Origin of the sequence: Salaquimonas pukyongi (assembly GCF_001953055.1) — a bacterium.
Taxonomy (GTDB): domain Bacteria; phylum Pseudomonadota; class Alphaproteobacteria; order Rhizobiales; family Rhizobiaceae; genus Salaquimonas; species Salaquimonas pukyongi.
In genome coordinates, this window is record NZ_CP019044.1 from 2,955,001 (window position 1) to 2,978,996 (window position 23,996).

Below are 23,996 nucleotides of genomic sequence, written 5' to 3' on the forward strand. Positions count from 1 at the left end.
GTGCCGAGGCGCGAAGTCGATTATCCCCGCTTCGATCCCTTGGCGATCTTCTCCGAAAACGGCAAGGCCGAACCGATCGCCTACACCGCCGAACAGATTTACGGCGCCGATGTGGAAGGGGAAATTTCCCTGAAGATCGAGCCCTACCCGCTGGGCGATCCCAACATCTCCGTCGTCAGCCGCCAGACTTCCGAGGACATTGAAAGCATCGTCCGCAACACTGCGCCAACGCTCGATGTTGGTGCGACCGCGCTGACATCCGTACCCTATTTCGATGCCGCCCGGTTTTCCGCCGAAGACAGCTCCGTGCTCTCCACGCCTGGTCTGACGATCACGGCAGAGAACGTTTCGGTCATCAGCCGCGTCGATCCCGAAGCCTATCCCGGCATGCGCTACCTCGAGCGCAAGGCGGCCGTGAAGTCGGAACTGCCAATAGCGCTGGTGCTTCAGGGCGAGGGACTGGGAGAGTCGGAAGCAATCGAGTTTGCAAACGCCATCGCCGCCAACCTTGCCTCGGAAAACTTCCTTGGTGGCGACCGCCTGATGATGTCGTTTCTGGCCATGCCGGAGAAAGATGGCGGAGGCCAGTCACTTGCCCGCATCAGCGTCTACCGCGATGGAAGGCACATGGTTTCCGTCGTGCGCAAGAAGTCCGGTGCGCTTGCCTATGCCGCCCCGCCGGACACGGCACCCGGCGAAACCGGCAGCAAGGGTCCCAAACCGCCAGTGCTGCTTGCCCGCAACAAGCTTCCCAACATCTACAATGCGGTTTATCGCGCAGCGCTCAACGAAGGCCTCGACGTGGAAACCGTGAACCGGCTGATTCGCATTATCGCCTTTGACGTGGACTTTCGCACACAGATCACCACCCAGGACCGGCTCGAACTCTTTCTTTCACTGGAAGAGGGCCAAAATGCCCTGACCGAAAATGCCGAAATTCTTTATGCCGGCGTAACCCTTGGCGACATTACCCGCCAATACTACCGCTTCGGCGATCCTGAAACCGGCGCCGTCGATTATTATGACGAGACCGGAAAGAGCGCCAAACAGTTCCTGCTGCGCCAGCCGGTTCCCAATGGGGTATTCCGTTCGCCCTATGGCATGCGCCGCCATCCGATTACCCGGGTCAGAAAAATGCACTGGGGCGTCGATTGGTCAGCGCCCCGGGGCACGCCGATTCTGGCCGCCGGCAACGGCATTGTCGAAAAAGCCGGCTGGGCCGGCGGCAGCGGCAAGCGCACCATTCTTCGCCATGCCAACGGATATGAGACCTATTATCTGCACCAGACATCCTTCGCCAAGGGCATCAAGCCGGGCGTTCGCGTTCGTCAGGGACAGGTAATCGGCTATGTCGGCTCGACGGGCCTGTCCACCGGGCCGCACCTTCACTACGAGGTGCACGTCAACAACAACAGGGTAAATCCGATGAAGATCAAGCTGCCGCGCGGCAAGGTCTTCCGCGGCGAGGAACTGGTGGCTTTCGAAAACGAACGCAACCGCATCGACGCCCTGCTTGAAGAACGCCGCCTCGCAGGTGCCCAGTTCGCCGGCAACTGACGATTAGAGCGCATCCTGCTTAAATGGAATCGCTCTAAAGCCCCAGTTCGGCCCGCTTGCGTTTCGGCAATCCCGAAGCGACGATGCGATGGCTTTCCTTCACATAATCCTTCAATGCCGCATCATCCAGGCTGTCGGAAGATACACGCTGTATCCACTTCATGCCGCGGGATGCCAGATAGGGCGCGGGCCTGCAGCCCGGCTGCTCCTTCAAGATATCATAGGCCAATTCGGAAACCTTGAAGGTTACGAACAGTTCCGGCGCGTCTTCGGCGGCGCCATCATTCCAGCCGCCAATGGCAAAGACCTTGCCGCCGACCTTCCACACATGGGCACCACCCCACTGGACCACATGGCTGGTGGCAGGCAGCTTCTCGCAGAACCGGTTATACGCTTCCAGCTTCAAGGACCTCTCCGGGGAACAACGCCGCCCCGCAACAGCGGGACGGCGCAGAATTTCAGTACCGGTCAAACCCTGCAAATCAGGCAGCGGACCGCTTGTCGGCGGCCTCCACTCCGGACAGATGCAGCCGATCCGCGCTCACGGAGACCTTTACCGTCATGCCGTCATGAATGTCGCCGGCAAGAATGCGTTCGGCAAGTTGATCCTGCAGGGCAGTCTGGATCACCCGCTTCAATGGCCTTGCGCCATAGGCTGGATCATACCCCTTGCTGGCCAGCCATTCGACGGCCTCATCGGTCAGCGACAGGGAAATCCGCCGGTCGGTCAGCAGTTTCTCCAGACGGGCGAGCTGGATACGCACGATCTCGGCCATGTTCTCACGCTTCAGGCGATGGAACAGGATGATGTCATCGATGCGGTTGATGAACTCCGGCCGGAAACTGGCCTTGACCACATTCATCACCTCGTCGCGGACCTTGTCCACATCATCATCATCGCCCAGACCGGCAAGATATTCCGAGCCGAGGTTTGATGTCATCACGATGAGTGTGTTGCGGAGATCGACAACCCGTCCCTGACCGTCGGTCAGGCGGCCGTCATCAAGCACCTGCAGCAGCACGTTAAACACATCGGGATGCGCCTTTTCCACCTCGTCGAACAGGACGATCTGATAAGGCCGACGCCGCACCGCTTCGGTCAGCACACCGCCCTCATCATATCCAACATAGCCGGGAGGGGCGCCGATCAGCCGGGCAACCGAGTGCTTTTCCATGAATTCCGACATGTCGAGTCGGACCATTGCGCTGTCGTCATCAAACAGGAAGCCGGCCAGCGCCTTGGTAAGCTCTGTCTTGCCGACCCCGGTCGGCCCAAGGAACATGAACGAACCGATGGGCCGGTTCGGATCCTGCAATCCGGCGCGCGCACGCCGCACAGCCCGGGAGACCGATTGCACCGCATCGCCCTGGCCGACGACGCGCTTTGCCAGTTCGTCTTCCATGCGCAGCAGCTTGTCGCGCTCGCCTTCCAGCATCTTGTCCACGGGAATACCGGTCCAACGCGAAACCACATGGGCGATGTGATCGGGGGTAACTGCCTCTTCGACCATCGGCTCACTGTCGCCGCCTTCGCTTGCTTCGGCTTCCTCAAGCTGTTTTTCAAGCTGGGGAATAACGCCATAGGCAAGCTCGCCGGCGCGGGCAAGATCGCCCTTGCGCTGCGCCTGCTCGAGCTCGATACGGGCCTGGTCGAGCTTTTCCTTCAGATCGCGTGCGCCCGAAAGCTTGTTTTTCTCCGCTTCCCAGCGGGCGGTCAGCGAGTTGGCCTTTTCCTCAAGATCAGCCAGATCGCCTTCCAGCGCCTTCAGCCGTTCCTTCGAGCCTTTGTCGGTCTCCTTTTTCAGCGCCTCGCGCTCGATTTTCAGCTGGATGATACGCCGATCGAGCTCATCGAGTTCCTCGGGTTTGGAATCCACCTGCATTCTGAGCCGCGAACCCGCCTCGTCCATCAGGTCGATGGCCTTGTCCGGCAAAAAGCGGTCCGTGATGTATCGATTTGACAGCGTGGCGGCAGCCACCAGTGCCGAATCGGCGATCCTCACCCCGTGGTGCAGCTCATATTTTTCCTTGATCCCGCGCAGAATGGAAATCGTGTCTTCCACGGTCGGCTCGCTGATGAACACCGGCTGGAACCGGCGGGCCAGTGCCGCATCCTTTTCCACATGCTTTTGATATTCATCCAGAGTCGTTGCACCCACGCAGTGCAATTCGCCGCGGGCAAGCGCAGGCTTCAGCAGGTTGGAGGCATCCATGGCACCATCCGCCTTGCCGGCACCGACCAGGGTGTGCATCTCGTCAATGAACAGGATGATCTGTCCGCTTGCAGCCTGTACTTCCGACAATACCGCTTTCAGCCGCTCTTCGAATTCACCGCGGTATTTCGCACCGGCAATCAGCGCGCCCATGTCCAGGGCAAGCAGGCGCTTTTCCTCCAGACTTTCAGGGACGTCGCCATTGACAATGCGAAGCGCCAGACCTTCCGCGATCGCCGTCTTGCCGACACCAGGTTCGCCGATCAGAACCGGGTTGTTCTTGGTGCGCCGCGACAGCACCTGGATTGCCCGGCGGATTTCGTCGTCCCGGCCAATAACCGGATCGAGCTTGCCTTCGCGGGCATCCTTGGTCAGATCGCGGGCGTATTTTTTTAGCGCATCATAGCCGGCTTCCGCATTGGCTGAGTCGGCCGTACGGCCCTGCCGCAACTCATTGATGGCGGTGTTGAGCGCGTTGGCCGTCAAACCCGCTTTTTCCAGAATTTGCGAGGTGGGTGCCGATTTTTCGATGGCCAGCGCCAGCAGAAGACGCTCCACGGTGACATAGCTGTCGCCTGCCTTTTCCGCGGCCTTTTCGGCCGTGGCAAATACCTTTGCCAGCGGCTGCGACATGTAGAGCTGACCATTGCCGCCCTCGACCTTGGGCATCTTGTCGAGCGCAAGGTCGGTCGCCATCAGGGCGTCCTTCGGCCTTCCGCCGGCCTTTTTCATGAGCGAAGCGGCGAGACCCTCCGGGTCTTCGAGCAGAACTTTCAGAACATGCTCGGCGGTGAATTGCTGATGCCCGTCATTGAGAGCCTTGGTTTGTGCAGACTGGATGAAACCCTTCACCCGGTCCGAATATTTCTCAATATCCATGTGCATCTCCCTTGCTTGCCGCCCATCCTAGGCACGGCAAATCAGATTGAAGACGAGCCCCCAACGATTTTGGCAGGCTCATTATGAGGGAGATATAGGAATTGGGCACCCCGCGTTGAAGGGGTAAGGCAAACAAACAAAGCCTGTAAGTGCGGCAGATAACCAGCGCTCAACGGCAGTTCGCCAGCGTGCTGTCTGCCTGTAACAGGTAGCCTACTCTTCCGCGCCCACCGTTTGTCCGGCACCGCTGCCCAGCAGACCCTGCGGCAGGGAGGCCGCGTCCTCTGTTATTTCGCCGGCAGGTTCCGGCTTTGCGCGCGTGGTTCTGCGCGGCCGGGAAGGCTTTTTCGCAGCTTCTTCGGTTTGCTCTGCCTCGTTACCGGCCTCGTTACCGAGCTCTGCGGCTGACTCTGCCCCACCGGCTTCCGCAGCAACTCCATCGCGATCGCCGCCGGCATCACGCTTGCGCGGCGCCCTTCCATTTGCATTACGGCCCCGGCGCCCGGCCGGCTTACGCTCGCCATCCTCATTGCCATCGTCCCGGTCCCCTGCCGAGACGGCTTCCGGCCTGTCCTCGTCATTCACATCGGGCTGATCGTCCTGGGCGGCATCGTTCTGGCGCGCCCGGTTGGCCTGCGCCTCTTCGCGCTGAGCCTGTGCGGCAAGGACAATGCGGTTGTAGTGTTCGGCATGCTGCAGGTAGTTTTCTGCAATCACGCTGTCGCCGGATGACTGGGCATCCCTGGCCAGGGTCGCATATTTTTCGGCGATGTGGGCGGCATTGCCGCGAATTTTCACGTCAGGCCCGTTGCTCTCATAGTTCCGGTTGATTGAATTGGACTGCTTGTTGCGTCCCCGGCCGCGCATACGGTTCTTGTTGTTTTGCTGTTGCCTCATTGCGTCTTCAACTGTCCTTGCCCTGGAAAAACATTTCAGCGGTTTGCCGGCACTTCATGTCCGGCGGTTCTAGCGGTTAGATTTTGTCTGGCCATGGCAATGGACGTCCCGTCCATCGCGCCTTGCGGCTGCATGCCTCATGCCTTGGAACTGCAATCCTTGCTTCTTCCGTTACCCCAGCCGGACAGATCGGTAATGCGATCACATCCGCATCTTCATCATATTCCCTGACCTTCGGCAGGCGGGGCGATCGAACTGGTGAGGTCACATCGTGCGGTCCAGAACCCTCAGGTCTCGCACACGGTTTATGCTGCAATAGCGCCAAACCGGGGCGATTCCAAGCCTTTTCTTCGAAATAGATTAATCGCCTTGCCCGATCGCCGGAACTGGCATTTGCGGCGACTCAGCGCTTTTCCAGCACCACCATGCGTTCCCGGCCGGAAAGATCAAGATGGCTGGAGACAATTCCCCAGCGCAATTCCTTCGCCAGTTGCATAATTGCATCATGCTGGCCGTGGCCAGTCTCAAGATACAGTCGGCCTGCCGGCCGCAAACGGCCATGCGCCTGCGATAAAATGGCGCGATAGGCTTCCAGCCCGTCCGGGCCCCCGTCGAGCGCAAGATCGGGATCATGTTCGCGCACTTCCCGAGAAAGCCCGGCCATCTCGCCCGTTGCTATATAGGGCGGGTTGGACACGATGAAGGCAAACGGTCCTTCGATGTCGCTCAGAAAGCTTGTGCGAACCATCTCCAGCCGGTCGGCAACGCCATGTCTTTGCGCATTGACACCGGTTGCTTCCAGTGCGCCGCCAGCAAGATCGGTAGCCACTGCTGAAAGGGCCGGGTTTTCAGCCAGCAGGGAGACGCAGATGACGCCGCTGCCGCAACCCACATCAACAAACCGTGCCGGCAAGCCCTCGCCAAAATCCTGCAGAACCCGGTCCACCAGCAATTCGGTTTCGGGCCGGGGAATGAGACATTCCGGCGTTAGAAGAAACGTCCTGCCGTAAAATTCCCGCCGGCCAAGAATGCGGTGAACCGGCTCACCGGCGAGGCGCCGCCCGACCAAGGCTTCGAACATCTCCACAGCATCATGCGGCGCCATTTCCCTGCCGCAACTGACCAGTCTGCCCGGTTCCACCGACAATACCTCGGCCAGCAGGATGCGCGCATCCAGCGCCGGTGTTTCAATGCCTGCTGCCGCAAGCCTTTGGCCGGCACCAGATAGCAACTCCTGCACCGTAACGCCTGTCATGCGCCCTTCGCCTGAAATGCCGGCGTGCTCACTAGGCATCCTCTTCGGCAGCCAGCAGGCTTGCCTGATGATCCGTGACCAGTGCATCGATGATCTCGTCCAGGCCTTCGCCCTGGATAATCCGGTCCAGCTTGTAGAGCGTCAGGCCAATGCGATGGTCGGTAACCCTTCCCTGCGGAAAATTGTAGGTGCGGATGCGCTCGGAACGGTCGCCGGACCCGACCTGGCACTTGCGCGAACTGGCCCGCTCTTCATCCGCCTTCTGCCGTTCCATGTCGTAAAGCCGCGCCCTCAGCGTCTTCATGGCGCTGGCCCGGTTCTGATGCTGGGATTTTTCGGATGACGTTACCACAATGCCGGTCGGCAGATGGGTGATGCGAACCGCCGAATCCGTCGTGTTGACGTGCTGGCCGCCGGCCCCCGATGCCCGCATCGTATCGATGCGAATATCCTCCGGCTTGATCTCGATGTCGATGTCTTCGGCTTCCGGCAATACCGCTACCGTCGCTGCCGATGTGTGCACCCTTCCCCCTGCCTCGGTTTCCGGCACACGCTGCACCCGGTGAACGCCGGATTCAAATTTCAGCCTGGCAAAGACGCCCTTTCCGCTGATCGAAGCCACAATCTCCTTGTAGCCGCCAACATCGCCTTCGCTTGCCGAAAGAACTTCCACCTTCCAGCCTTTTTCCAGGGCATGGCGCTCATACATTCGAAACAGATCACCGGCAAACAGGGCAGCTTCACTCCCGCCGGTTCCCGCGCGGATTTCCAAAACGGCGCTTTTGTCATCTGCCTTGTCGCGCGGCAGCAGCAACAGTCGAATTTCACCGGATAGCCGCTCAACTGTTTCCTGCAGTTCCGGATATTCCGCCTCGGCCATTTCACGCATTTCGCCATCGATCGTCTTGTCGGCCAGCATTTCATCAAGCCCGGCAAGCGACGCCTGCGCTGCCTGCAACTCGCGGATCTTTCCGACCACCGGCTCAAGGCCCGAATACTCCGACGCCAGCGCCACATAGGTATCGGCATCGGGATTGGCCGCCATTTGCGTTTCAAGCGTTTCGAAGCGGCTGGTCAGTTGGTCAAGTTTTGAAGGATCGAGCATGGCAGCAAATCAGGGTCCGATAGGTCAGGGCATGGCGGGAGCGGGAGCAGAAGACAGCAAGGCTAATAGGGGATACCGTTGCTGTCGGCAAAATCCATCAGAAACTCGCGGATGGTCTGCCCGCCATAGGATTTGCTGATCTCGGCCAGCAGCGCTTCCTCAAGCCTGCCGAAATCGGTCTCAAGAAGCGTCGCCTTGACCGGTCCCACCGAAGCGCTCGCCATGGAGACGGACCTGTAGCCGAGACCGAACAGCGCCATCGCCGAAAGCGGCCGGCCGGCCATTTCCCCGCACAGGGTCAGCGGCTTGTCATGGGCTTGTGCAGCAACCACGATCTCGCGCAAGATGCGCAGGAAAGCGCGGTTCAGATGATCGTAGCGCCGGGCAATCCGGGCATTGCCGCGGTCGCTTGCAAAGACGAACTGAAACAGGTCGTTGGAGCCGACGGACACGAAATCCACCGCCTGCATCAAATCATCCAGCTGATAGAGCAGTGCGGGCACCTCGATCATGGCTCCCAGCGCCAGAGAGCGGGGAATGCGGTGGCCGAAACGGGTCAGCAGGCTGACCTCCCGGCTTATGATTTCGCGTACCTGCAAAATTTCACGCGTTTCGGTGACCATTGGCACCATGACGCGCAACTCCCGGTCGGCGGCCGCCTTCAGCAGGGCACGCAACTGCGCCCGCATCAGACCCGGCCGGTCCAGTGCCAGACGCACTGCCCGCCAGCCGAGTGCCGGGTTTTCCTCCTGTTCGCTGCGCAGATAAGGCAGCACCTTGTCCCCGCCCACATCAAGCGTACGGAACGTCACCGGCCGGCCGTCAACGGCCTCGAGCACTTCCCGGTAGAGCTGTTCCTGTTCGCCCGAGCGGGGAAAGCGCGAGGAAACCATGAATTGCAGTTCGGTACGGAAAAGGCCGATGCCCGCTGCCCCTGAACTCACCACATTGGGCAAGTCCATCAGAAGTCCGGCATTCATCAAAAGGTTTACCGCCTGGCCGTCCCTGGAGATCGCCGGTTCATCGCGCAGGCTGCGGTAGACTTCCTGGCGCTTTGCTCGGAACTGCACCTTTTCCCGGTAAGCGTCTTCAACCTCTTCGGTGGGGCGGAGAAAAACCGTGCCTTCTTCGCCATCCACAATGACCGGATTTCCGCTGTCGGCAAAGGACAGCGCATTGTGTACCTGGCCGACCACCGGAATGCCCAGCGCCCGGGCAACAATCACCACATGACTTGTCGGCGCGCCTTCCTCCAAGATCAGGCCGCGCAAGGCAGGGCCGTTATAGTCGAGCAGTTCGGCAGCTCCCATGCTGCGGGCCACCACCACGTAGTCCTTGTCACCGCGATCGGCGACCGGGCCATGCGGTTTGCCGACCAGCTCCCGCAGCAGCCGGTAGGCAAGATCGTCAAAATCGTTCAGCCGCTCGCGAAGATAGGGATCGGCCTGGCGCATCATCCGGGCGCGGTTGTCGCTTTGAACCTTCTCGACCGCAGCTTCCGCCGTCAAGCCGTTGCGGATCTGCTCTTCCATGCGCCTGACCCAGCCCTGGTCGTTGGCAAACATGCGGTAGGCTTCCAGCACCTCCCGGTGCTCGCCGTCGCGCGCCACTTCGCGGTGCTGAAGCATGTCATCAATGGAAAAGCGCAACTTCGCCAGCGACTGGTGCAGCCGCCGTTTCTCGTATTCGGCATCTTCGTTGAAGAGATTGGTGACCACGACGCGGGGCTCGTGCAGGATAACGCCCCCAAGCCCGATGCCGTCGGCCAGTGCCGTTCCCTTCAGATTGAGCGGACGCGAGAGATCGAGCCCCTGGCCCTGCTTGTCGAGGCCTTCCAGTTCACCGGCGGCGATCAGTTCGGCAAGCACCATGGCGGTGGTCTCGAGTGCCTCCACCTCGTCGTCGCGGTAGACACGCTGTTCCTGATTTTGAACCACCAGAACGCCGAGCGCCCGGCCTGAACGAAGGATGGGAACCCCGAGGAACGAATTGAAAATCTCTTCGCCCGTCTCCGGCAGATAGCGGAAGGCGGGGTGTCTTTGTGCATCTTCCAGATTGAGCGTTCGTGCCGTTGCGGCGATGGTACCGACCAGACCCTGACCGACCCGCAATGAGACTTCATGCACCGATTTCGGATTTAGTCCCTGTGTGGCAAACAGTTCCAGCACATCGTCGGAGCGCAGCACGTAGACCGAGCAGACCTCGGCCACCATGTTGGAGGCGATATGGCGCACGATCTTGTCCAGACGCTCCTGGGCGCCCAGTTCCTCGGCCATCACTTCCCGCAGCCGCTTCAGCAAAGTGCGCGGCCCGCCGGTTCTCTCGTTCATCGCATCATTCGCCATCTCTTCATGATGGCGCCCACAACATATGCCGCCCCCCACTTTCCGGAGAGGCTGCGCGTCCTTCACGTTTGCCGATCTTATGGCCTGCCGCCGCCCTTGTCAGCCGCCAATCGGAAGCCGGCGGCTTGGCACAGACCCTATGCTACATTGTCGAGGCCGTATGCGGCATGCAGGGTGCGCACCGCCAGTTCCGTATATTCAGAATCGATCAGCACCGAAAACTTGATTTCGGAGGTCGTGATCGCCCGAATGTTGATCCCGCGCTGGGCAAGCGCAGCGAACGCGGTGGATGCAACCCCTGCATGGCTTCGCATGCCGATGCCGATTACCGACACCTTTACCAGCCCCTTGTCGCTTTGAATCACCTCGAACCCGATAGCATCGCGGCGGTCCTTGAGCACCTTGAGCGCACGCTCAACATCACCATCGGGAACGGTGAAGGTCATGTCGGTACGCGAACCATCTTCCGAAACGCTCTGCACGATCATGTCGACATTGACGTTTTCATCCGCCAGCGGTCCGAAAATCGCTGCTGATATTCCAGGCTTGTCGGGCAGCCTGCGAAGCGAAATCTGCGCCTCGTCGCGGGCATAGGCGATACCGGTTACGACTTCCTTTTCCACGATGTCATCCTCATCACAAATCAGCGTTCCCGGCGGCGAGGCGTCCGGACCGCTTTCAATCGCATCCGGATCGTCGAAACTGGAACGCACAAAGGTTTTTACACCATTTACCATCGCCATTTCCACCGAACGGACCTGCAGCACCTTCGCGCCAAGCGATGCCATTTCCAGCATTTCCTCAAAGGCGATGCGGTCAAGGCGGCGGGCCTTCGGTTCGATCCTGGGATCGGTGGTGTAAACGCCATCCACATCGGTGTAGATGTCGCACCGGTCCGCCTGAATGGCGGCAGCCAGCGCCACCGCCGTCGTATCGGAGCCGCCACGGCCCAGCGTGGCAATCCGGTTGTCCGGGCCGATGCCCTGAAAACCGGCAATCACCGCAACCTGATCAAGATCAAAACGGCGGATCAGTTCGCTGCCGTCGATTTCCTCGATACGCGCCGAGCCATGGGCGTTGTTGGTGCGGATCGGGATTTGCCAGCCCAGCCAGGAGCGTGCCTCCACGCCCATGCCCTGCAGCGTGATGGCCAGCAGGCCGGCCGTCACCTGTTCGCCCGAGGCGACCACCGCATCATATTCGCGGGCATCGTGCATGGGCGAAGCTTCCCGTGTCCAGGCAACCAGTTCGTTGGTCTTGCCCGCCATGGCAGAGACCACCACCGCAACCTGATGGCCGGCATCAACCTCCCGTTTGACGTGGCGCGCAACGTTGCGGATGCGGTCGATATCCGCAACGGAAGTGCCGCCGAATTTGAGCACGAGACGCGCCATAGAAGGGATTTCCGAAACCATGCACCCCTAAAGGGGCATATTGCCAGAGGAAAGAAGGCCCATGCGGGGCCTCCGTCTTGAAATCGCCGGTTCCTTACTGAATAACCGTTTGGCATGCAAGCAATCCGCCAGCCCGTTTGGTCCGCCCGAATGGATCGAAAGGCAAGCCGCCTGTACAAGGAAAACGCCGTAATGTCCGCACAAGCAAAGCCCGCTACCACCATTGATCAGGCGGAAGTCGACCGTTTTTCGGCCATGGCAGCCGAGTGGTGGGATCCCTCTGGCAAGTTCAAGCCCCTGCACAAGTTCAATCCCGTCCGCCTGGCTTATATCAAGGAAAAGGCAAGCCAGCGCTTTGATCGTGATCCCAGGGACAGCCGGGGCTTCAGCGGATTGCGCCTGCTCGATATCGGCTGTGGCGGCGGATTGCTGAGCGAACCCATGGCGCGCCTTGGTGCGGAAGTCGTCGGTGCCGATGTTTCCCAAACCAATGTGGAGGTCGCAAAACTTCATGCAGCCCAGAGCGGCCTGACGATCGATTATCGCGCCATGTCGGCCGAAGCGCTTCAGGAAGCAGGGGAAACCTTCGACATCGTACTCAACATGGAAGTGGTCGAGCATGTTGCCGATGTCGATCTTTTCATGAGCAAATGCGCCGCCATGGTGCGCCCTGGCGGGCTGATGTTCGCCGCCACCATCAACCGCACCATGAAGGCCAGGGCCCTGGCCATCTTCATGGCGGAAAACGTGCTGCGCTGGCTGCCCAGAGGCACCCACCAATACGAGAAGCTGGTGACACCGCAGGAACTGGAAAAGCCGCTGAAAGAAAGCGGCATGCAGGTCATCGACCGTACCGGCGTGTTTTACAACCCGCTCACCGACCAATGGGCACGCTCGCGTGACATGGACGTCAACTACATGATCCTCGCGGCACGCGACTGACCGCGGCAATCCGTCATAATGTCAGTTACGGTCTTCCGGCAACTCCGGCAGCGGATAGACGTCAATGCCCTCTTCCACCAGCTCGGCAGCGTCCTCGGCCCTGGCCTGTCCGTAAATGCCACGCTCCTGCGCCTCGCCATAGTGGATTTTGCGTGCTTCCTCGGCAAACCGGTCGCCCACATCCTCTGCCGATTCCGTCACCTGTTTGCGGAAGGCCCGCACCTGCTCGATAAAGGCCCGGCGCAACTGCGGCGGCAGGGAGGCAACGGTTGCAGTGCCGGAAGCATCCGTCTTTGCGGCGCTCTCTGGAGAACTTCCCGCTTCAACCGCCACCGGCACGCTGCTGCGCTTTTTCGGCGAATTCACCGATGGCGCCATGATTGTCTTGGACACACCGCCATTGCCACAGACCGCGCAGGCAAGATGGCCTGCCTTTTCAAGCCGGTCATATTCCTCGCCGGCTGAAAACCAGCCTTCGAATTCGTGGCCATTGCTGCAAACAAGCGAGTATTTGATCATCTCTTGCTTCCGATATACGCGAGCCGCTGGATATCCCTTCCCAAGGGTACAGCAGAGCGCTGCTTTCTACAGGAAACCGGCATTCAAGGTAAAGGCCGCCTCTTCAATAGCCATCACACCTTGGTCAGTGCAAAGCGGCGCTCATTGTCGAGCACCGGCAGGCGCTGGCGGGCACTTTCAACCTCATCCAGATCGAGATCACAAACCAGAACCCCCGGTTCGTCATGATCAAGACGGCCCACAATCTCGCCCCACGGTCCGGCAACCATCGATCTGCCCCAGGTCTCCCGCCCGTCTTCGTGGCTGCCGCCCTGGGCTGCCGCAATGACAAATGCGCCATTCTCAATGGCCCTTGCCCTCAGCAGGGTTTCCCAATGCGCCTTGCCGGTCGGGCGGGTGAACGCCGCCGGGCAGGTCAGGATTTGCGCGCCTGCCTTGGCAAGCTGCCGGTAGAGCTGCGGAAAGCGGATATCATAACAGATTGACAGCCCGATCTTGGCAAAGCCCGCTTCCACCACCACCGCCCGGTCGCCCGGCGCATAGCGGGCCGATTCCTGCCAGCGGTTTTTCTCATCCACCGATACATCGAACATGTGGATCTTGTCATAGGTGGCAACCAGCATGCCATCGGGCGAAAAGACCGCTGCTCTGTTTGCTGCCCGCCCATCTTCATCGGTTTGCGGGCGGCGGATCGCCGTTGATCCAAGGTGAAACCAGATGCCATGGCGCTTCGCCAGTTCTGCCGCGGCCAGAAACGACGGGTCTTCTTCCTGCGGATTTATGATCTCAAGCAGCGCCTTGGGGTTTTTCTCCAGCAACCCGGTCATCTCCGGCGTCTGCACATAGTTGGCACCCTTTGCAACTGCCTCTTCGGTCAGTTGCCGCATGACGCGCACATTGGCGTCCGGGTCGGTGCCAGATCGCATCTGGACGCAGGCAACGCGGAAGCTGTTTTGGGTATCAGCCATGGTTCAACATCGCATCCAGCTTGCCGGCTCGCTCCAGCGCCATCAATTCATCGCAACCGCCAACATGATGACCACCGATGAAAATCTGCGGAAACGTGGTACGTCCCGATTTCCGGATCATCTCCTGGCGCAGTTTCGCATCGAAGGTGGCGTCGATCTCGCGAAACGCCACCGCCTTGCGCGACAGCAGGCTTTTCGCCGCAGTGCAAAAGCCGCAAAGCTTGCGGGTATAGATAACAACATTGGCCATGCAGGGTTCCGGTAACAGGAGGATCGGGGCTTACACGGTATATAGAGCTTCGATTGCTGTCGGTTCAACTCTTGCAAAGGTAAGAACGTCAACCCGTGCAGCGCCCGCCCGTTTGAGCGCCCGGCAGGCAGCGCTTGCTGTGGCACCGCTGGTAAATACATCGTCGATCAGAACAAGCTTGCTGCCTGCAACACCGGCCTTTTGCGCGGCAGGAACGCGGAACGCACCAGCCACGTTGCGCGCCCGCTGGTTCGCGGTCAGGCCGACCTGCTGGCGGGTCTTGCGAATACGCTGCAGAAATTCGGGGCGATAGTCCAGCCCGCATGCCCTGGTAATATGCCGTGCCAGCTCTGCAGACTGATTGTAGCGCCTGCCAAGACGCCGCATTCCGTGTAGCGGCACCGGCACAACCACCACGCCGGGCTCCAGCAATTCGCGGCCCGCCCGCACCATCCATTGCGCCATCCACGGGGCGAGATCGAGCCGGTCACCATATTTGAGGCGGGTAACCAGTACCTTGCTGGCGCCGTCATAGATCAGCACTGCCCGTGCCCGTTCATAGGGCGGCGGTGCCGCCAGCACTTCCGGCGAAAGGGCCCCCTCACCAGCGTCATACTCGAAAGGTTTGCCCGAAATCGCGCAATACGGCTTGGCGATGAAGCGCAGCTTGCACCAGCATTGTGCACAGCAGGCACCGGCCTCCGCCGCAAGCGCGCCGCAGATCAGACATTGCGGCGGCACCGCCACATTGGCAAGGCCGGACAGGACCCTTCCCGCAAGACGTGTAGCTGACATCATGCATCAATTGAAGCATGCAGAGCCGGGGCCGGCAAGCAGCCGGACCGCAAGCTGTCTCACCATCGGCTTCCTTCGGCGCTCAAAACCGATTATGGACCGCACATGGACAGCACAATGTACGCCCGCCGACGGCAACAATTGACAGAGCGAGCCGCCCGCATCGCAATGCCCGGCGCAGATTTCCTGCACGGTGAGGCCGCAGGGATCGTCGGCGAGCGCCTTGCAGCAATCAACCGGCGGTTCGAGAAACCGGCTCTGCTGTTTGACGGCCCCTTCGCCGCAAACATCGGGCGGATCGTCTGCGAGGCTGGCGCGCCCATTGACGGCACCTTTTCGCACGTTGCCTGGCCCAAACCGGGCAAAACCGGTGAAATTCTACCGATGGAACCGCAATCAGCCGACCTCATTGTCTCCGTTTTCGATCTACAGCGGGTCGCCGATCCTGCGGCAATGCTGCTGCAGATCAATCATGCCCTTGTTCCCGACGGATTGTTCATGGCCGTTCTGCCGGCCGCCGGTTTTCTCGCCGAGTTGCGGCAAGCCCTGATCGAAACGGAATTGTCGCTGCGGGAGGCTGCGGCAGCCCGTGTCGACCATTTTCGCGCCACCAGCGAAATCGGCAACCTGCTGCAGCAGGCCGGCTTCAAACTGGTGGTCAGCGATCTGGAGGAACGCGACATCCGCTATCGCGATGTGAAGCATCTGCTCGGCGATATTCGCGCAGCCGGCGCTGCATCCCTGCAAAGCACCAGCTCTCCGGCGCTTCCAAAGAAGGCACTTTCAACCCTGGAAAATGTCTATGGAAAACTGGCCGGAACGGCGGATGGCCGCATTCAGGCAAGCGCCAGAATGGCGTTCGCAACCGGGTGGAAACACGCAGCGAACCAGCAGCAGCCGTCAAAGCCCGGTTCTGCCACCCATCGGCTGCAGGATTATCTGAAAAAGAAATAAAGGCGCTGCAGGACGGAACGATCAGAAGTTATTGAACTTGTCGCCAAGCTCGTTGTAATCTTCGCCAACGGAAGTGCCGATCGCAGTGGCGCCGCCGACAATGGCAATCGAAATCAGGCCACCGATCAGCGCATACTCAATTGAGGTCGCTGCATCTTCATTTTTGAGGAAGTTCTTGAAAAAGCGCCACATTGTATATCTCGACTCCACTTGGTGTCAGGAAGCTTACCGGGAACTTCCAACCTGCCTCTTAACAAACATGCTTAACGCTTTTTCTTTGCGAAACCGGTAAACGGTTGCCTTACTTGTCGAGGACACTTTTACGTACAGTATAAGTCTTTGATTTCTCAATGCTTCCCGTCATCACGCGATCAATGCCAAGCGCCCGGTTTTCCGCATATCGGCTGGCAGCATTGTTCAGCAATGGCGCGGCAAGCACGGAAAGAGAAAGCGCAATGGCACCAAACAGCAAGGCGGACTGTACCGTGATGTTGCCGCTGTGATTGGTCCAGAACCGATTGGCAAGCCGGCTGTACAATTTCGTCCTGTTCATTGTGGCAACCCCTCTCAAACACACGATTTCGTGCAGACTGGCCGGCAAGATCACATGCGCCGGCTTGGTTAAATTTTTCACAACTTTATAAAAGATCGATTAACGCCGGTATCAGCGGTGCATCGGCAGGGGGCATGGGATAGTCGCGCAGCCGGTTGGGCCGGACCCATTTCAACGCCTGGCCTTCCCGCGCCGCCATCAGTCCTTCCCATTTGCGGCAGACATATAACGGCATCAGGAGATGAAAATCCCCGTAGTCGTGGCTGGCAAAGGTCAGCGGTGCCAGGCACGACTTCCACGTGGTCACGCCCAGTTCTTCCTGCAATTCACGCAGCAGGGCATCCTCCGGCAATTCGTCCCTCTCAACCTTGCCGCCGGGAAATTCCCACAACCCCGCCATGGCCTTTCCCTCTGGCCGCCGGGTAATCAGCACCCGGTTGTCGGCATCAATCAGTGCGCATGCTACCACCAGCAGCGTTTTCATGAACCTGCCTCCGCCTCACCCGCTTCCCCAACCGGCGGCTTCCAGTAGCTGTAACGGTAAACCTCCTTGAACCCCGCCTGCTCATACAGCTTGCGCGCCGGACGGTTGTCGGCAACGACCTGCAGCCAGGCTTGCCGGGCGCCGTGATGATGGGCCCAGCGCAGCGCTGTGGAAAGAACCTTGCGGGCATGGCCCTTGCGGCTCTCGGCCTTGCAGGTGACAAGATCGAAAACTCCGGCAAGCCGCAGATCGCGCACGCAGCGCACCACACTGACCAACTTGCCGTCATCGTCCCGGTGGCGCATGAACAGGCCGGTCTCCGGCTCGGTCGCTCCGATGATTTCTGCAAGGCCGGGCTTTAAGGCAGAGCTTTCCTGCGACAGTTCAATATACCCGTCAACCCAACGCCCGATGTCTTTCATCGGCAGCTGGTCTTCAGCGCCGGCCGCCGTTTGCGGTGTCAAATCGGCCATCATCACCAGACTTTCCTCAAAACTGCGCCATCCCTTTTCCAGCAGCGTTTTCCGCAGCACCTCAGGCGCCAGTGGCGTCAGGCGAAACAGCAGCGGCCGCCCGAAACTGCGAAACCGCTCTCCGGCAAGGGCAACGCGGTTTTCAAGATCGAGCCGGTCATCGGGATCAAGGGGATTTACGGAATTAAGCCGCTTTGCAGGATGGCCTGCGGTCATGCGGATTGCCCAAGTACCATCGTAGCGGGTGGTGGTGGAGGGAAACGAACGGAAGCTTGCCGCCTCCAGCAACCGGATTTTGGGAAGATGATATTTCAAGACGCCTCCGGCACCGCCCGGCTGCGTAGCTGAATGCCGATTGCTTCCCGGTTCAACTCCGGTAATCGGCATTGATGGCTACATAGTCTGCTGTGAGATCGCAGGTCCAAACCGTGGCCGAGCCGCGCCCGACGCCAACATCAACCGCGATATCGATAAAATCCCGTTTCATGATCTGTGTTGCTTTTTCCTCTTCGTAATCGGGAGCCCGAACGCCCTTGCGCGCAACGCACAAGCCACCGAAGGAGATTTTCAGCCTGTCCCTGTCGGCGGCTTCGCCAGCCTTGCCAACAGCCATGACGATACGGCCCCAATTGGCGTCTTCGCCGGCAATTGCCGTCTTGACCAGCGGCGAATTGGCGATCGCAAGTCCGATACGGCGGGCCGATGCCGCACTCCTGGCGCCGCTTACGGTGATTTCCACGTGCTTGGAGGCACCTTCCCCGTCGCGCACCACCAGCATCGCAAGTTCGTGCAACACCTGTTTGAGTGCCCTGGCAAACACATTAACTCCGCCGGACCTGGAATTCGTCTCTCCCTCGCGTCCATTCAGAGCGGAAAACAGCAGGACGGTATCGCTTGTCGACGTATCACTGTCGACGCTGATCGAGTTGAAGCTGGGGCCAACGGCTTTCGCCAGCAGCTTCTGCAACAGGCCGCTCTCCATCGGATAATCGGTTACCAGAAAGGAAAGCATGGTCGCCATGTCCGGCTGGATCATGCCCGATCCCTTGGCCATTCCGTTGAGCCGGTAGGATTTGCCGGCCACCTCGAAGGTTCGTGTCGCCATCTTCGGATAGGTGTCGGTAGTCATGATGGCTCGGGCGGTTGCCTCCCAGCCTTCCGCCGCCGCCTTGCTGCCGGCTTTTTTTAGGTGCTGTTCAAAGCTGGAAGCATCAAGCGGTTCACCGATGACGCCGGTGGAAGCGGCAAATACCTCCGATACCTTGCAGCCGAATGCCTGGCAGGCGGCCGCTACGGTCTGTTTGACGGCATCTGCGCCCTTCATACCGGTAAACGCATTGGCATTGCCGGAGTTGACGACAACGGCGCGCGCCCTGCCCTTCGGCAACTGTTTGCGGCACCAGTCGACCGGCGCAGAAGGACATTTTGAACGGGTAAAGACCCCGGCCACACTTGCCGGGCGGTCAAAAACAATCACCGCAAGATCTTCGCGATTTTTGTATTTGATTCCCGCCTCAACGGCGCCCAGCCGCACCCCCTCGATTGCCGGCATGGCGGGATATCCTTTTGGTGCAAGCGGCGAGACCTTCATAGGGCTTGTCCCCATTCATGCAATCCGGTTTGCAAATCGGTCCGGCAAACCAAGGGAATAGCGGGAAGAGTCAAGGATTGAGCCCGGTTCCCCAATGCCGCCCGAACCTTACTGTTCTTTCGTTTCTGTGGTTGCCTCTACCGCCGACTTCAAATCAGCGTCAAGGATTTCCACATCGGTTTCCTCGCGCGCCTTTTTGACCAGCTCGAAATACTTTTCCCGGTACACCACCTGCCGGATCTGGTCCTTGACCTGATCAAACTGAGGTTTCGGCTTTTCGCGCTCTTCTTCCTTCAAGATGACATGCCAGCCGAACTGGGTCTTCACCGGCGTGGTGGTGAACTTGCCATTGTCGAGGCCGAAGGCGGCTTCCTCGAATTCGGGAACCATCTGCCCCTTGCCGAAATATCCCAGATCGCCGCCATTGGCACCCGACGGGCCGGTTGACTTATCTTTGGCGAGTTCGGCAAAATCCTTGCCCTGGGCAAGTTCTGCAATGACGGCATTTGCCTCTTCTTCGCTCGCCACCAGAATGTGCCGTGCCTTGATTTCGGTTTCCGGTGCCGTTGCCGCGATTTCCTTGTCAAAGCGCTCGCGAACCTCTTCGTCGCTCACACCGGCAACCACCGTCTCCTGAAAATAGAGATTGTGCAGGTTGCGCGATTGAACGAAGGCCATGCGGGCCTTGAAGCTGTCCTTTTCGTCAAGCCCTTCGACTGCCGCCTTGTTGGCCAGCAGTTTGATGTCGATCAGGGCAGCCAGGATCGCAGCCTTGCGCTTGTCTTCGGGAACCTGGGCAAATTCGCGGCTCAGTTCAGACTCCGCAAAGGCAAGTTCCTGGGTGGTGATTTTCATCTCGCCGACTTTGGCAACCACCTTGCCTTCGGCTGCAGCGCTGCCAGCGCCCAGCCCACTGCCCAGCATTGCAGCCATCACAATTGCTGCCGGCAGCCTCATTCCCTTGATCATTCCGCTTCCTTTCGGGCCGGATTCCGCTTGGCTCCCGGCGTTGACATAGACCTACTCCACTCTTATCTGTCGCTTTGGCCGCCGTCCACCGGCCCCGTCATTTTTCATGTTTCAAATGATGGAAACACGCATATTCAAAGACCGGGCAAATTCACTCAGTTTTACAATGGCTTGGGTCTGACGCCTGTCACTGCCGGTTTCCGTGCCGGCCTGCCGATGGCGCAACACAGCTAAGGATCCCGCAATGGGCATGTTCTCTGGTATCGCAAAGAAGATTTTCGGTTCGGCCAACGAACGCCAGGTCAAGATGTTGTTACCGAAGGTGGAGGCGATCAACGCGCTTGAGGAAGAAATCTCCGCGCTTTCCGACAAAGACCTGAAAGCCAAAACCGACGAGTTCCGCCAGCAAATCGCCAATGGCGCGAAGCTGGATGATCTTCTGGTTCCAGCTTTCGCGGTTGCCCGCGAGGCGGCGAAGCGATCCCTCGGCATGCGGCCCTTCGACGTGCAGTTGATCGGCGCGATGATCCTGCATGATGGCGGCATTTCCGAGATGCGCACCGGTGAGGGAAAGACGCTGGTGGCAACCCTTGCCGTCTATCTCAACGCGCTTGCAGGCAATGGCGTCCATGTGGTCACCGTCAACGATTATCTGGCCAAGCGCGATGCCGAATGGATGGGCAAGCTCTATGAGTGGCTCGGCCTTTCCACCGGCGTCATTGTCCACGGCCTCAACGACGATGAACGCCGCGCCGCCTATGCCTGCGACGTGACCTACGGCACCAACAACGAATTCGGCTTCGACTATCTGCGCGACAACATGAAGTTCGATCTGGAAAGCATGGTGCAGCGTGGCCACAACTACGCCATCGTCGATGAGGTCGACTCCATTCTGATCGATGAGGCCCGTACTCCGCTGATCATCTCCGGCCCGCTCGACGACCGTTCCGAACTCTATGTCACCGTCGACAAGTTCATCCCCATGCTTGACCAGGCCGATTACGAAATCGATGAAAAACAGAAGTCGGCCAACTTCACCGAGGACGGCACGGAAAAGCTGGAAGGCCTGCTGAGGGAAGCCGGGCATCTGAAGGGCGAATCCCTCTACGATATCGAAAACGTTGCCATCGTCCACCACGTGAACAACGCGCTGAAGGCACACAAGCTGTTCCAGAAGGACCGCGACTACATCGTGCGCAATGATGAGGTTGTCATCATCGACGAGTTCACCGGCCGCATGATGCCGGGGCGCCGCTATTCGGAGGGCCAGCATCAGGCGCTGGAGGCCAAGGAAGGCGTGACCATCCAGCCTGAAAACCAGACGCTCGCCTCCATCACGTTCCAGAACTATTTCCGCCTGTATGACAAGCTTGCCGGCATGACCGGCACCGCCATGACGGAAGCCGAGGAGTTCGCCGATATTTATGGCCTTCAGGTGGTTGATGTGCCCACCAACCTGCCGGTTGCCCGGATGGATGAGGACGATGAGGTCTACCGGACGGTCGAGGAGAAATACCGGGCGATCATCCATCTCATCAAGGACTGCCGCGAGCGCGGCCAGCCGGTGCTTGTCGGCACCACCTCGATCGAAAAATCGGAACTTTTGGCCGAGCAACTGCGCCAGGGCGGCATCAAGGACTTCCAGGTCCTCAATGCCCGCTATCATGAGCAGGAAGCCTATATCATTTCACAGGCCGGCGTTCCCGGCGCCATCACCATTGCAACCAACATGGCCGGCCGCGGCACGGACATCCAGCTCGGCGGCAATATTGACATGCGGCTCGAGCACGAGCTCGCCGACATGGCCGAAGGCAAGGCGCGCGACAAGAAGGAAAAGGCGATCCGCGATGAAGTGGCGGCGCTCAAGGAACAGGCAAAAGCCGCCGGCGGCCTCTACGTCATCGGCACCGAACGCCACGAAAGCCGCAGGATCGACAACCAGTTGCGGGGCCGGTCGGGCCGCCAGGGCGATCCAGGCAGTTCCAAGTTCTTCCTGTCGCTGCAGGATGATTTGATGCGCATCTTCGGCTCCGACCGCATGGACGGCATGCTGCGCAAGCTGGGGCTGAAGGAAGACGAAGCGATTATCCATCCCTGGATCAACAAGGCACTGGAAAAAGCCCAGCAAAAGGTGGAAGCGCGCAACTTCGACATCCGCAAGAACCTGCTGAAGTTCGACGACGTGATGAACGACCAGCGCAAGGTGATCTTCGAACAACGCATCGAATTGATGCAGTCGGAGGATATTTCCGATACCATTGCCGACATGCGCAACGAGGTTATCGATGATCTCGTTGCCCGCCACATTCCTGAGCGGGCCTATCCGGAGCAGTGGGAGACAAAGGAACTCAAGGAAGGCGTCAATGCCTACTTCGCCCTCGATCTGCCGGTTGACGAATGGGCCGGGGAAGAGGGCATCGACGAGGAAGACATCATCGATCGCATCACCGAGGCCGCCGAAAAGGCCTATGAAGACAAGAAACAGCGTTTCGGGCCGGAAATCTCCAAATACGTCGAAAAATCAGTCGTGCTGCAGACCATCGACCATCTCTGGCGCGAGCATCTGGTCAATCTCGATCATCTGCGCTCGGTAGTGGGCTTTCGCGGCTACGGCCAGCGTGATCCGCTGCAGGAATACAAGGGTGAGAGCTTCGAACTGTTCCAGGCCATGCTGGTCAATCTGCGCCAGGCCGTCTGCGCCCAGCTTTCCCGGGTCGAACTTGCGCCGCCGGAAGATCGGCCGCAGCCTGCCGCCGCTGCCGCTGCAGGCTTTTCTCCAGAGGGCGGCGTCGACCCTGAAGAATTACCGGATGAATGGCTGAAAACCGGCCGCAACGCGCCATGTCCCTGCGGTTCTGGCAAGAAGTTCAAGCACTGCCACGGTAAATACGTCTAAGGCTCCCGACGCTCATGCGCGCTTGGATCAGGCCCGCCCATAGGTGGAAAATTCCGGATCGAGCAAAACCAGCTGTTCGCGAAGCTTGCCAAGCGCGCGGGCCTCGATCTGCCGAACCCGTTCTTTCGAAATGCCGAACTCCTGGCCAAGTTCTTCCAGGGTGGCGCCGTTTTCACGCAGCCGCCGTGCCTTGATGATTTGCCGCTCGCGGGCATTCAGCATCGCCATTGCATCGTTGAGCCATCCGTGATGCCGCTCGTCATCGATTGACCGCTGAGCGGCTTCATCCGGCGTTACTTCCTCCGACACCAGCCCCTCGATCCGCGGCGTCGACCCGCCTCCGTCATCATCCCTCATCGGCGCATCAAGGGACAGGTCCGCGCCGGAAAAGCGCGCGTCCATCTGCGCAACGTCCTTGACGGAAACCTTCAGCGCGCGGGCGATTTCCTCATAGGTCTGCCGGCCATCGGACGCACTGCCATTGGCCGCAATTCGGGCACGCAGTTTCCGCAGGTTGAAAAACAGGGCCTTCTGTTTGGAACTGGTACCGCCACGCACGATCGACCAGTTCCTCAGGATATGGTCCTGCATCGCCGCCCTGACCCACCAGGTGGCATAGGTCGCAAAGCGCACCTCGCGCTGCGGGTCAAAGCGTGCCGCTGCCTCCAGCAGGCCGATATGACCTTCCTGAATGAGGTCGGCCAGCGGCAGGCCATAACGGCGAAACTTGAAGGCCAGTGAAAGCACCAGGCGCATATGTGCCAGGGTCAGGGCGTGCAGGGCCTGCTGGTCGCGCCTGTTTATCCAGCGCCTGACAAGATCGAGCTCTTGTGAACGTTCCAGATAGGGCGCATCCGATGCCGCCTTGAGAATCTGCTTGCTGGGATACTCCTGATAAGCCATTGCCTTCCTCCCCCGCCGGCAAGGCAGCCATCACAGATTGGCACAGCCGGTTCG

At 59.6% G+C, this 23,996-nt stretch carries 22 protein-coding genes (1 of these 22 running past the window's edge); 4 read left to right on the forward strand and 18 right to left on the reverse strand.

Features of this window, described 5'->3' with window-relative positions; genetic code table 11:
• Positions 1 to 1,557: the 3' portion of a M23 family metallopeptidase gene (locus BVL55_RS14230; protein WP_075997453.1), read on the forward strand. The gene continues 411 nt to the left of window position 1, outside the view; 1,557 of the gene's 1,968 nt are visible here — the last part of the coding sequence; the start codon falls outside the window, past its left edge; the stop codon is at positions 1,555 to 1,557.
• A 34-nt stretch (positions 1,558 to 1,591) separates the two neighbouring features.
• Here the strand turns inward: BVL55_RS14230 and BVL55_RS14235 are convergent, their stop codons facing one another.
• From BVL55_RS14235 to BVL55_RS14265, 7 genes are all read right to left on the reverse strand, one after another.
• A complete protein-coding gene (locus tag BVL55_RS14235; protein ID WP_075997454.1) occupies positions 1,592 to 1,963 on the reverse strand; it encodes an MmcQ/YjbR family DNA-binding protein in 372 nt (123 codons plus the stop codon).
• Between the two features lie 76 nt (positions 1,964 to 2,039).
• The gene (gene clpB / locus BVL55_RS14240; RefSeq protein WP_075997455.1) at positions 2,040 to 4,649 is read right to left on the reverse strand and encodes an ATP-dependent chaperone ClpB; all 2,610 of its coding nucleotides are present in this window, start codon (positions 4,647 to 4,649) and stop codon (positions 2,040 to 2,042) included.
• 213 nt (positions 4,650 to 4,862) lie between these two features.
• Complete coding sequence (locus BVL55_RS17345) at positions 4,863 to 5,546, reverse strand: DUF4167 domain-containing protein (RefSeq protein ID WP_075997456.1); 684 nt, start codon at positions 5,544 to 5,546, stop codon at positions 4,863 to 4,865.
• Between the two features lie 403 nt (positions 5,547 to 5,949).
• The gene (gene prmC, locus BVL55_RS14250) at positions 5,950 to 6,840 is read right to left on the reverse strand and encodes a peptide chain release factor N(5)-glutamine methyltransferase (RefSeq protein ID WP_162841515.1); all 891 of its coding nucleotides are present in this window, start codon (positions 6,838 to 6,840) and stop codon (positions 5,950 to 5,952) included.
• The gene (gene prfA / locus BVL55_RS14255) at positions 6,833 to 7,906 is read right to left on the reverse strand and encodes a peptide chain release factor 1 (protein ID WP_075997458.1); all 1,074 of its coding nucleotides are present in this window, start codon (positions 7,904 to 7,906) and stop codon (positions 6,833 to 6,835) included. Before prfA ends, prmC begins: the two co-directional genes overlap by 8 nt.
• Before the next feature lie 62 nt (positions 7,907 to 7,968).
• Positions 7,969 to 10,236, reverse strand: a complete 2,268-nt coding sequence (gene ptsP / locus BVL55_RS14260; protein WP_075998183.1) for a phosphoenolpyruvate--protein phosphotransferase — start codon at positions 10,234 to 10,236, stop codon at positions 7,969 to 7,971.
• 152 nt (positions 10,237 to 10,388) lie between these two features.
• Entirely contained in the window at positions 10,389 to 11,645 is a 1,257-nt protein-coding gene (locus BVL55_RS14265; protein ID WP_075997459.1) for an aspartate kinase, read from the reverse strand.
• A gap of 192 nt (positions 11,646 to 11,837) precedes the next feature.
• Between BVL55_RS14265 and ubiG the strand changes: the two genes are divergently transcribed.
• Positions 11,838 to 12,587, forward strand: coding sequence for a bifunctional 2-polyprenyl-6-hydroxyphenol methylase/3-demethylubiquinol 3-O-methyltransferase UbiG (ubiG, locus tag BVL55_RS14270; RefSeq protein ID WP_075998184.1), 750 nt, complete (start codon positions 11,838 to 11,840; stop codon positions 12,585 to 12,587).
• A 21-nt stretch (positions 12,588 to 12,608) separates the two neighbouring features.
• Here the strand turns inward: ubiG and BVL55_RS14275 are convergent, their stop codons facing one another.
• From BVL55_RS14275 to BVL55_RS14290, 4 genes are all read right to left on the reverse strand, one after another.
• Positions 12,609 to 13,106 carry a DUF1178 family protein gene (locus BVL55_RS14275; RefSeq protein WP_075997460.1) on the reverse strand — a complete coding sequence of 166 codons (498 nt, stop codon included), beginning with the start codon at positions 13,104 to 13,106 and terminating at the stop codon, positions 12,609 to 12,611.
• 113 nt (positions 13,107 to 13,219) lie between these two features.
• The gene (locus BVL55_RS14280; RefSeq protein ID WP_075997461.1) at positions 13,220 to 14,074 is read right to left on the reverse strand and encodes a carbon-nitrogen hydrolase family protein; all 855 of its coding nucleotides are present in this window, start codon (positions 14,072 to 14,074) and stop codon (positions 13,220 to 13,222) included.
• Positions 14,067 to 14,324 (reverse strand): glutaredoxin 3, encoded by a 258-nt coding sequence (grxC, locus tag BVL55_RS14285; RefSeq protein WP_075997462.1) that lies wholly within the window; start codon positions 14,322 to 14,324, stop codon positions 14,067 to 14,069. Before grxC ends, BVL55_RS14280 begins: the two co-directional genes overlap by 8 nt.
• Positions 14,325 to 14,354: 30 nt before the next feature.
• Positions 14,355 to 15,122 (reverse strand): ComF family protein, encoded by a 768-nt coding sequence (locus BVL55_RS14290; protein ID WP_075997463.1) that lies wholly within the window; start codon positions 15,120 to 15,122, stop codon positions 14,355 to 14,357.
• 102 nt (positions 15,123 to 15,224) lie between these two features.
• On the opposite strand from BVL55_RS14290, the gene BVL55_RS14295 reads away from it, so the two are divergent.
• A complete protein-coding gene (locus tag BVL55_RS14295) occupies positions 15,225 to 16,073 on the forward strand; it encodes a methyltransferase domain-containing protein (protein ID WP_156892562.1) in 849 nt (282 codons plus the stop codon).
• A 21-nt stretch (positions 16,074 to 16,094) separates the two neighbouring features.
• Here the strand turns inward: BVL55_RS14295 and BVL55_RS14300 are convergent, their stop codons facing one another.
• The 6 genes from BVL55_RS14300 to BVL55_RS14325 all read right to left on the reverse strand — a co-directional run bounded on the left by BVL55_RS14300 (position 16,095) and on the right by BVL55_RS14325 (position 20,143).
• Positions 16,095 to 16,265, reverse strand: coding sequence for a Flp family type IVb pilin (locus tag BVL55_RS14300; protein ID WP_075997465.1), 171 nt, complete (start codon positions 16,263 to 16,265; stop codon positions 16,095 to 16,097).
• Between the two features lie 109 nt (positions 16,266 to 16,374).
• Positions 16,375 to 16,626 carry a hypothetical protein gene (locus BVL55_RS14305; protein WP_075997466.1) on the reverse strand — a complete coding sequence of 84 codons (252 nt, stop codon included), beginning with the start codon at positions 16,624 to 16,626 and terminating at the stop codon, positions 16,375 to 16,377.
• Between the two features lie 85 nt (positions 16,627 to 16,711).
• Positions 16,712 to 17,110 (reverse strand): (deoxy)nucleoside triphosphate pyrophosphohydrolase, encoded by a 399-nt coding sequence (locus BVL55_RS14310; protein ID WP_075997467.1) that lies wholly within the window; start codon positions 17,108 to 17,110, stop codon positions 16,712 to 16,714.
• Positions 17,107 to 17,898, reverse strand: a complete 792-nt coding sequence (locus BVL55_RS14315; protein ID WP_075998185.1) for a GNAT family N-acetyltransferase — start codon at positions 17,896 to 17,898, stop codon at positions 17,107 to 17,109. The genes BVL55_RS14310 and BVL55_RS14315 overlap by 4 nt, the downstream gene beginning before the upstream one ends.
• Before the next feature lie 52 nt (positions 17,899 to 17,950).
• The gene (argJ, locus tag BVL55_RS14320; protein WP_428977287.1) at positions 17,951 to 19,174 is read right to left on the reverse strand and encodes a bifunctional glutamate N-acetyltransferase/amino-acid acetyltransferase ArgJ; all 1,224 of its coding nucleotides are present in this window, start codon (positions 19,172 to 19,174) and stop codon (positions 17,951 to 17,953) included.
• Positions 19,175 to 19,282: 108 nt separating this feature from the next.
• Positions 19,283 to 20,143: a peptidylprolyl isomerase gene (locus tag BVL55_RS14325; protein WP_075997469.1), complete on the reverse strand. Its 861-nt coding sequence runs from the start codon at positions 20,141 to 20,143 to the stop codon at positions 19,283 to 19,285.
• Between the two features lie 244 nt (positions 20,144 to 20,387).
• Here BVL55_RS14325 and secA point away from each other — a divergent pair, with 244 nt between their 5' ends.
• A complete protein-coding gene (gene secA / locus BVL55_RS14330; protein ID WP_075997470.1) occupies positions 20,388 to 23,039 on the forward strand; it encodes a preprotein translocase subunit SecA in 2,652 nt (883 codons plus the stop codon).
• Between the two features lie 27 nt (positions 23,040 to 23,066).
• Here the strand turns inward: secA and BVL55_RS14335 are convergent, their stop codons facing one another.
• The gene (locus tag BVL55_RS14335) at positions 23,067 to 23,942 is read right to left on the reverse strand and encodes an RNA polymerase factor sigma-32 (RefSeq protein WP_075997471.1); all 876 of its coding nucleotides are present in this window, start codon (positions 23,940 to 23,942) and stop codon (positions 23,067 to 23,069) included.
• Positions 23,943 to 23,996: the final 54 nt, after the last annotated feature.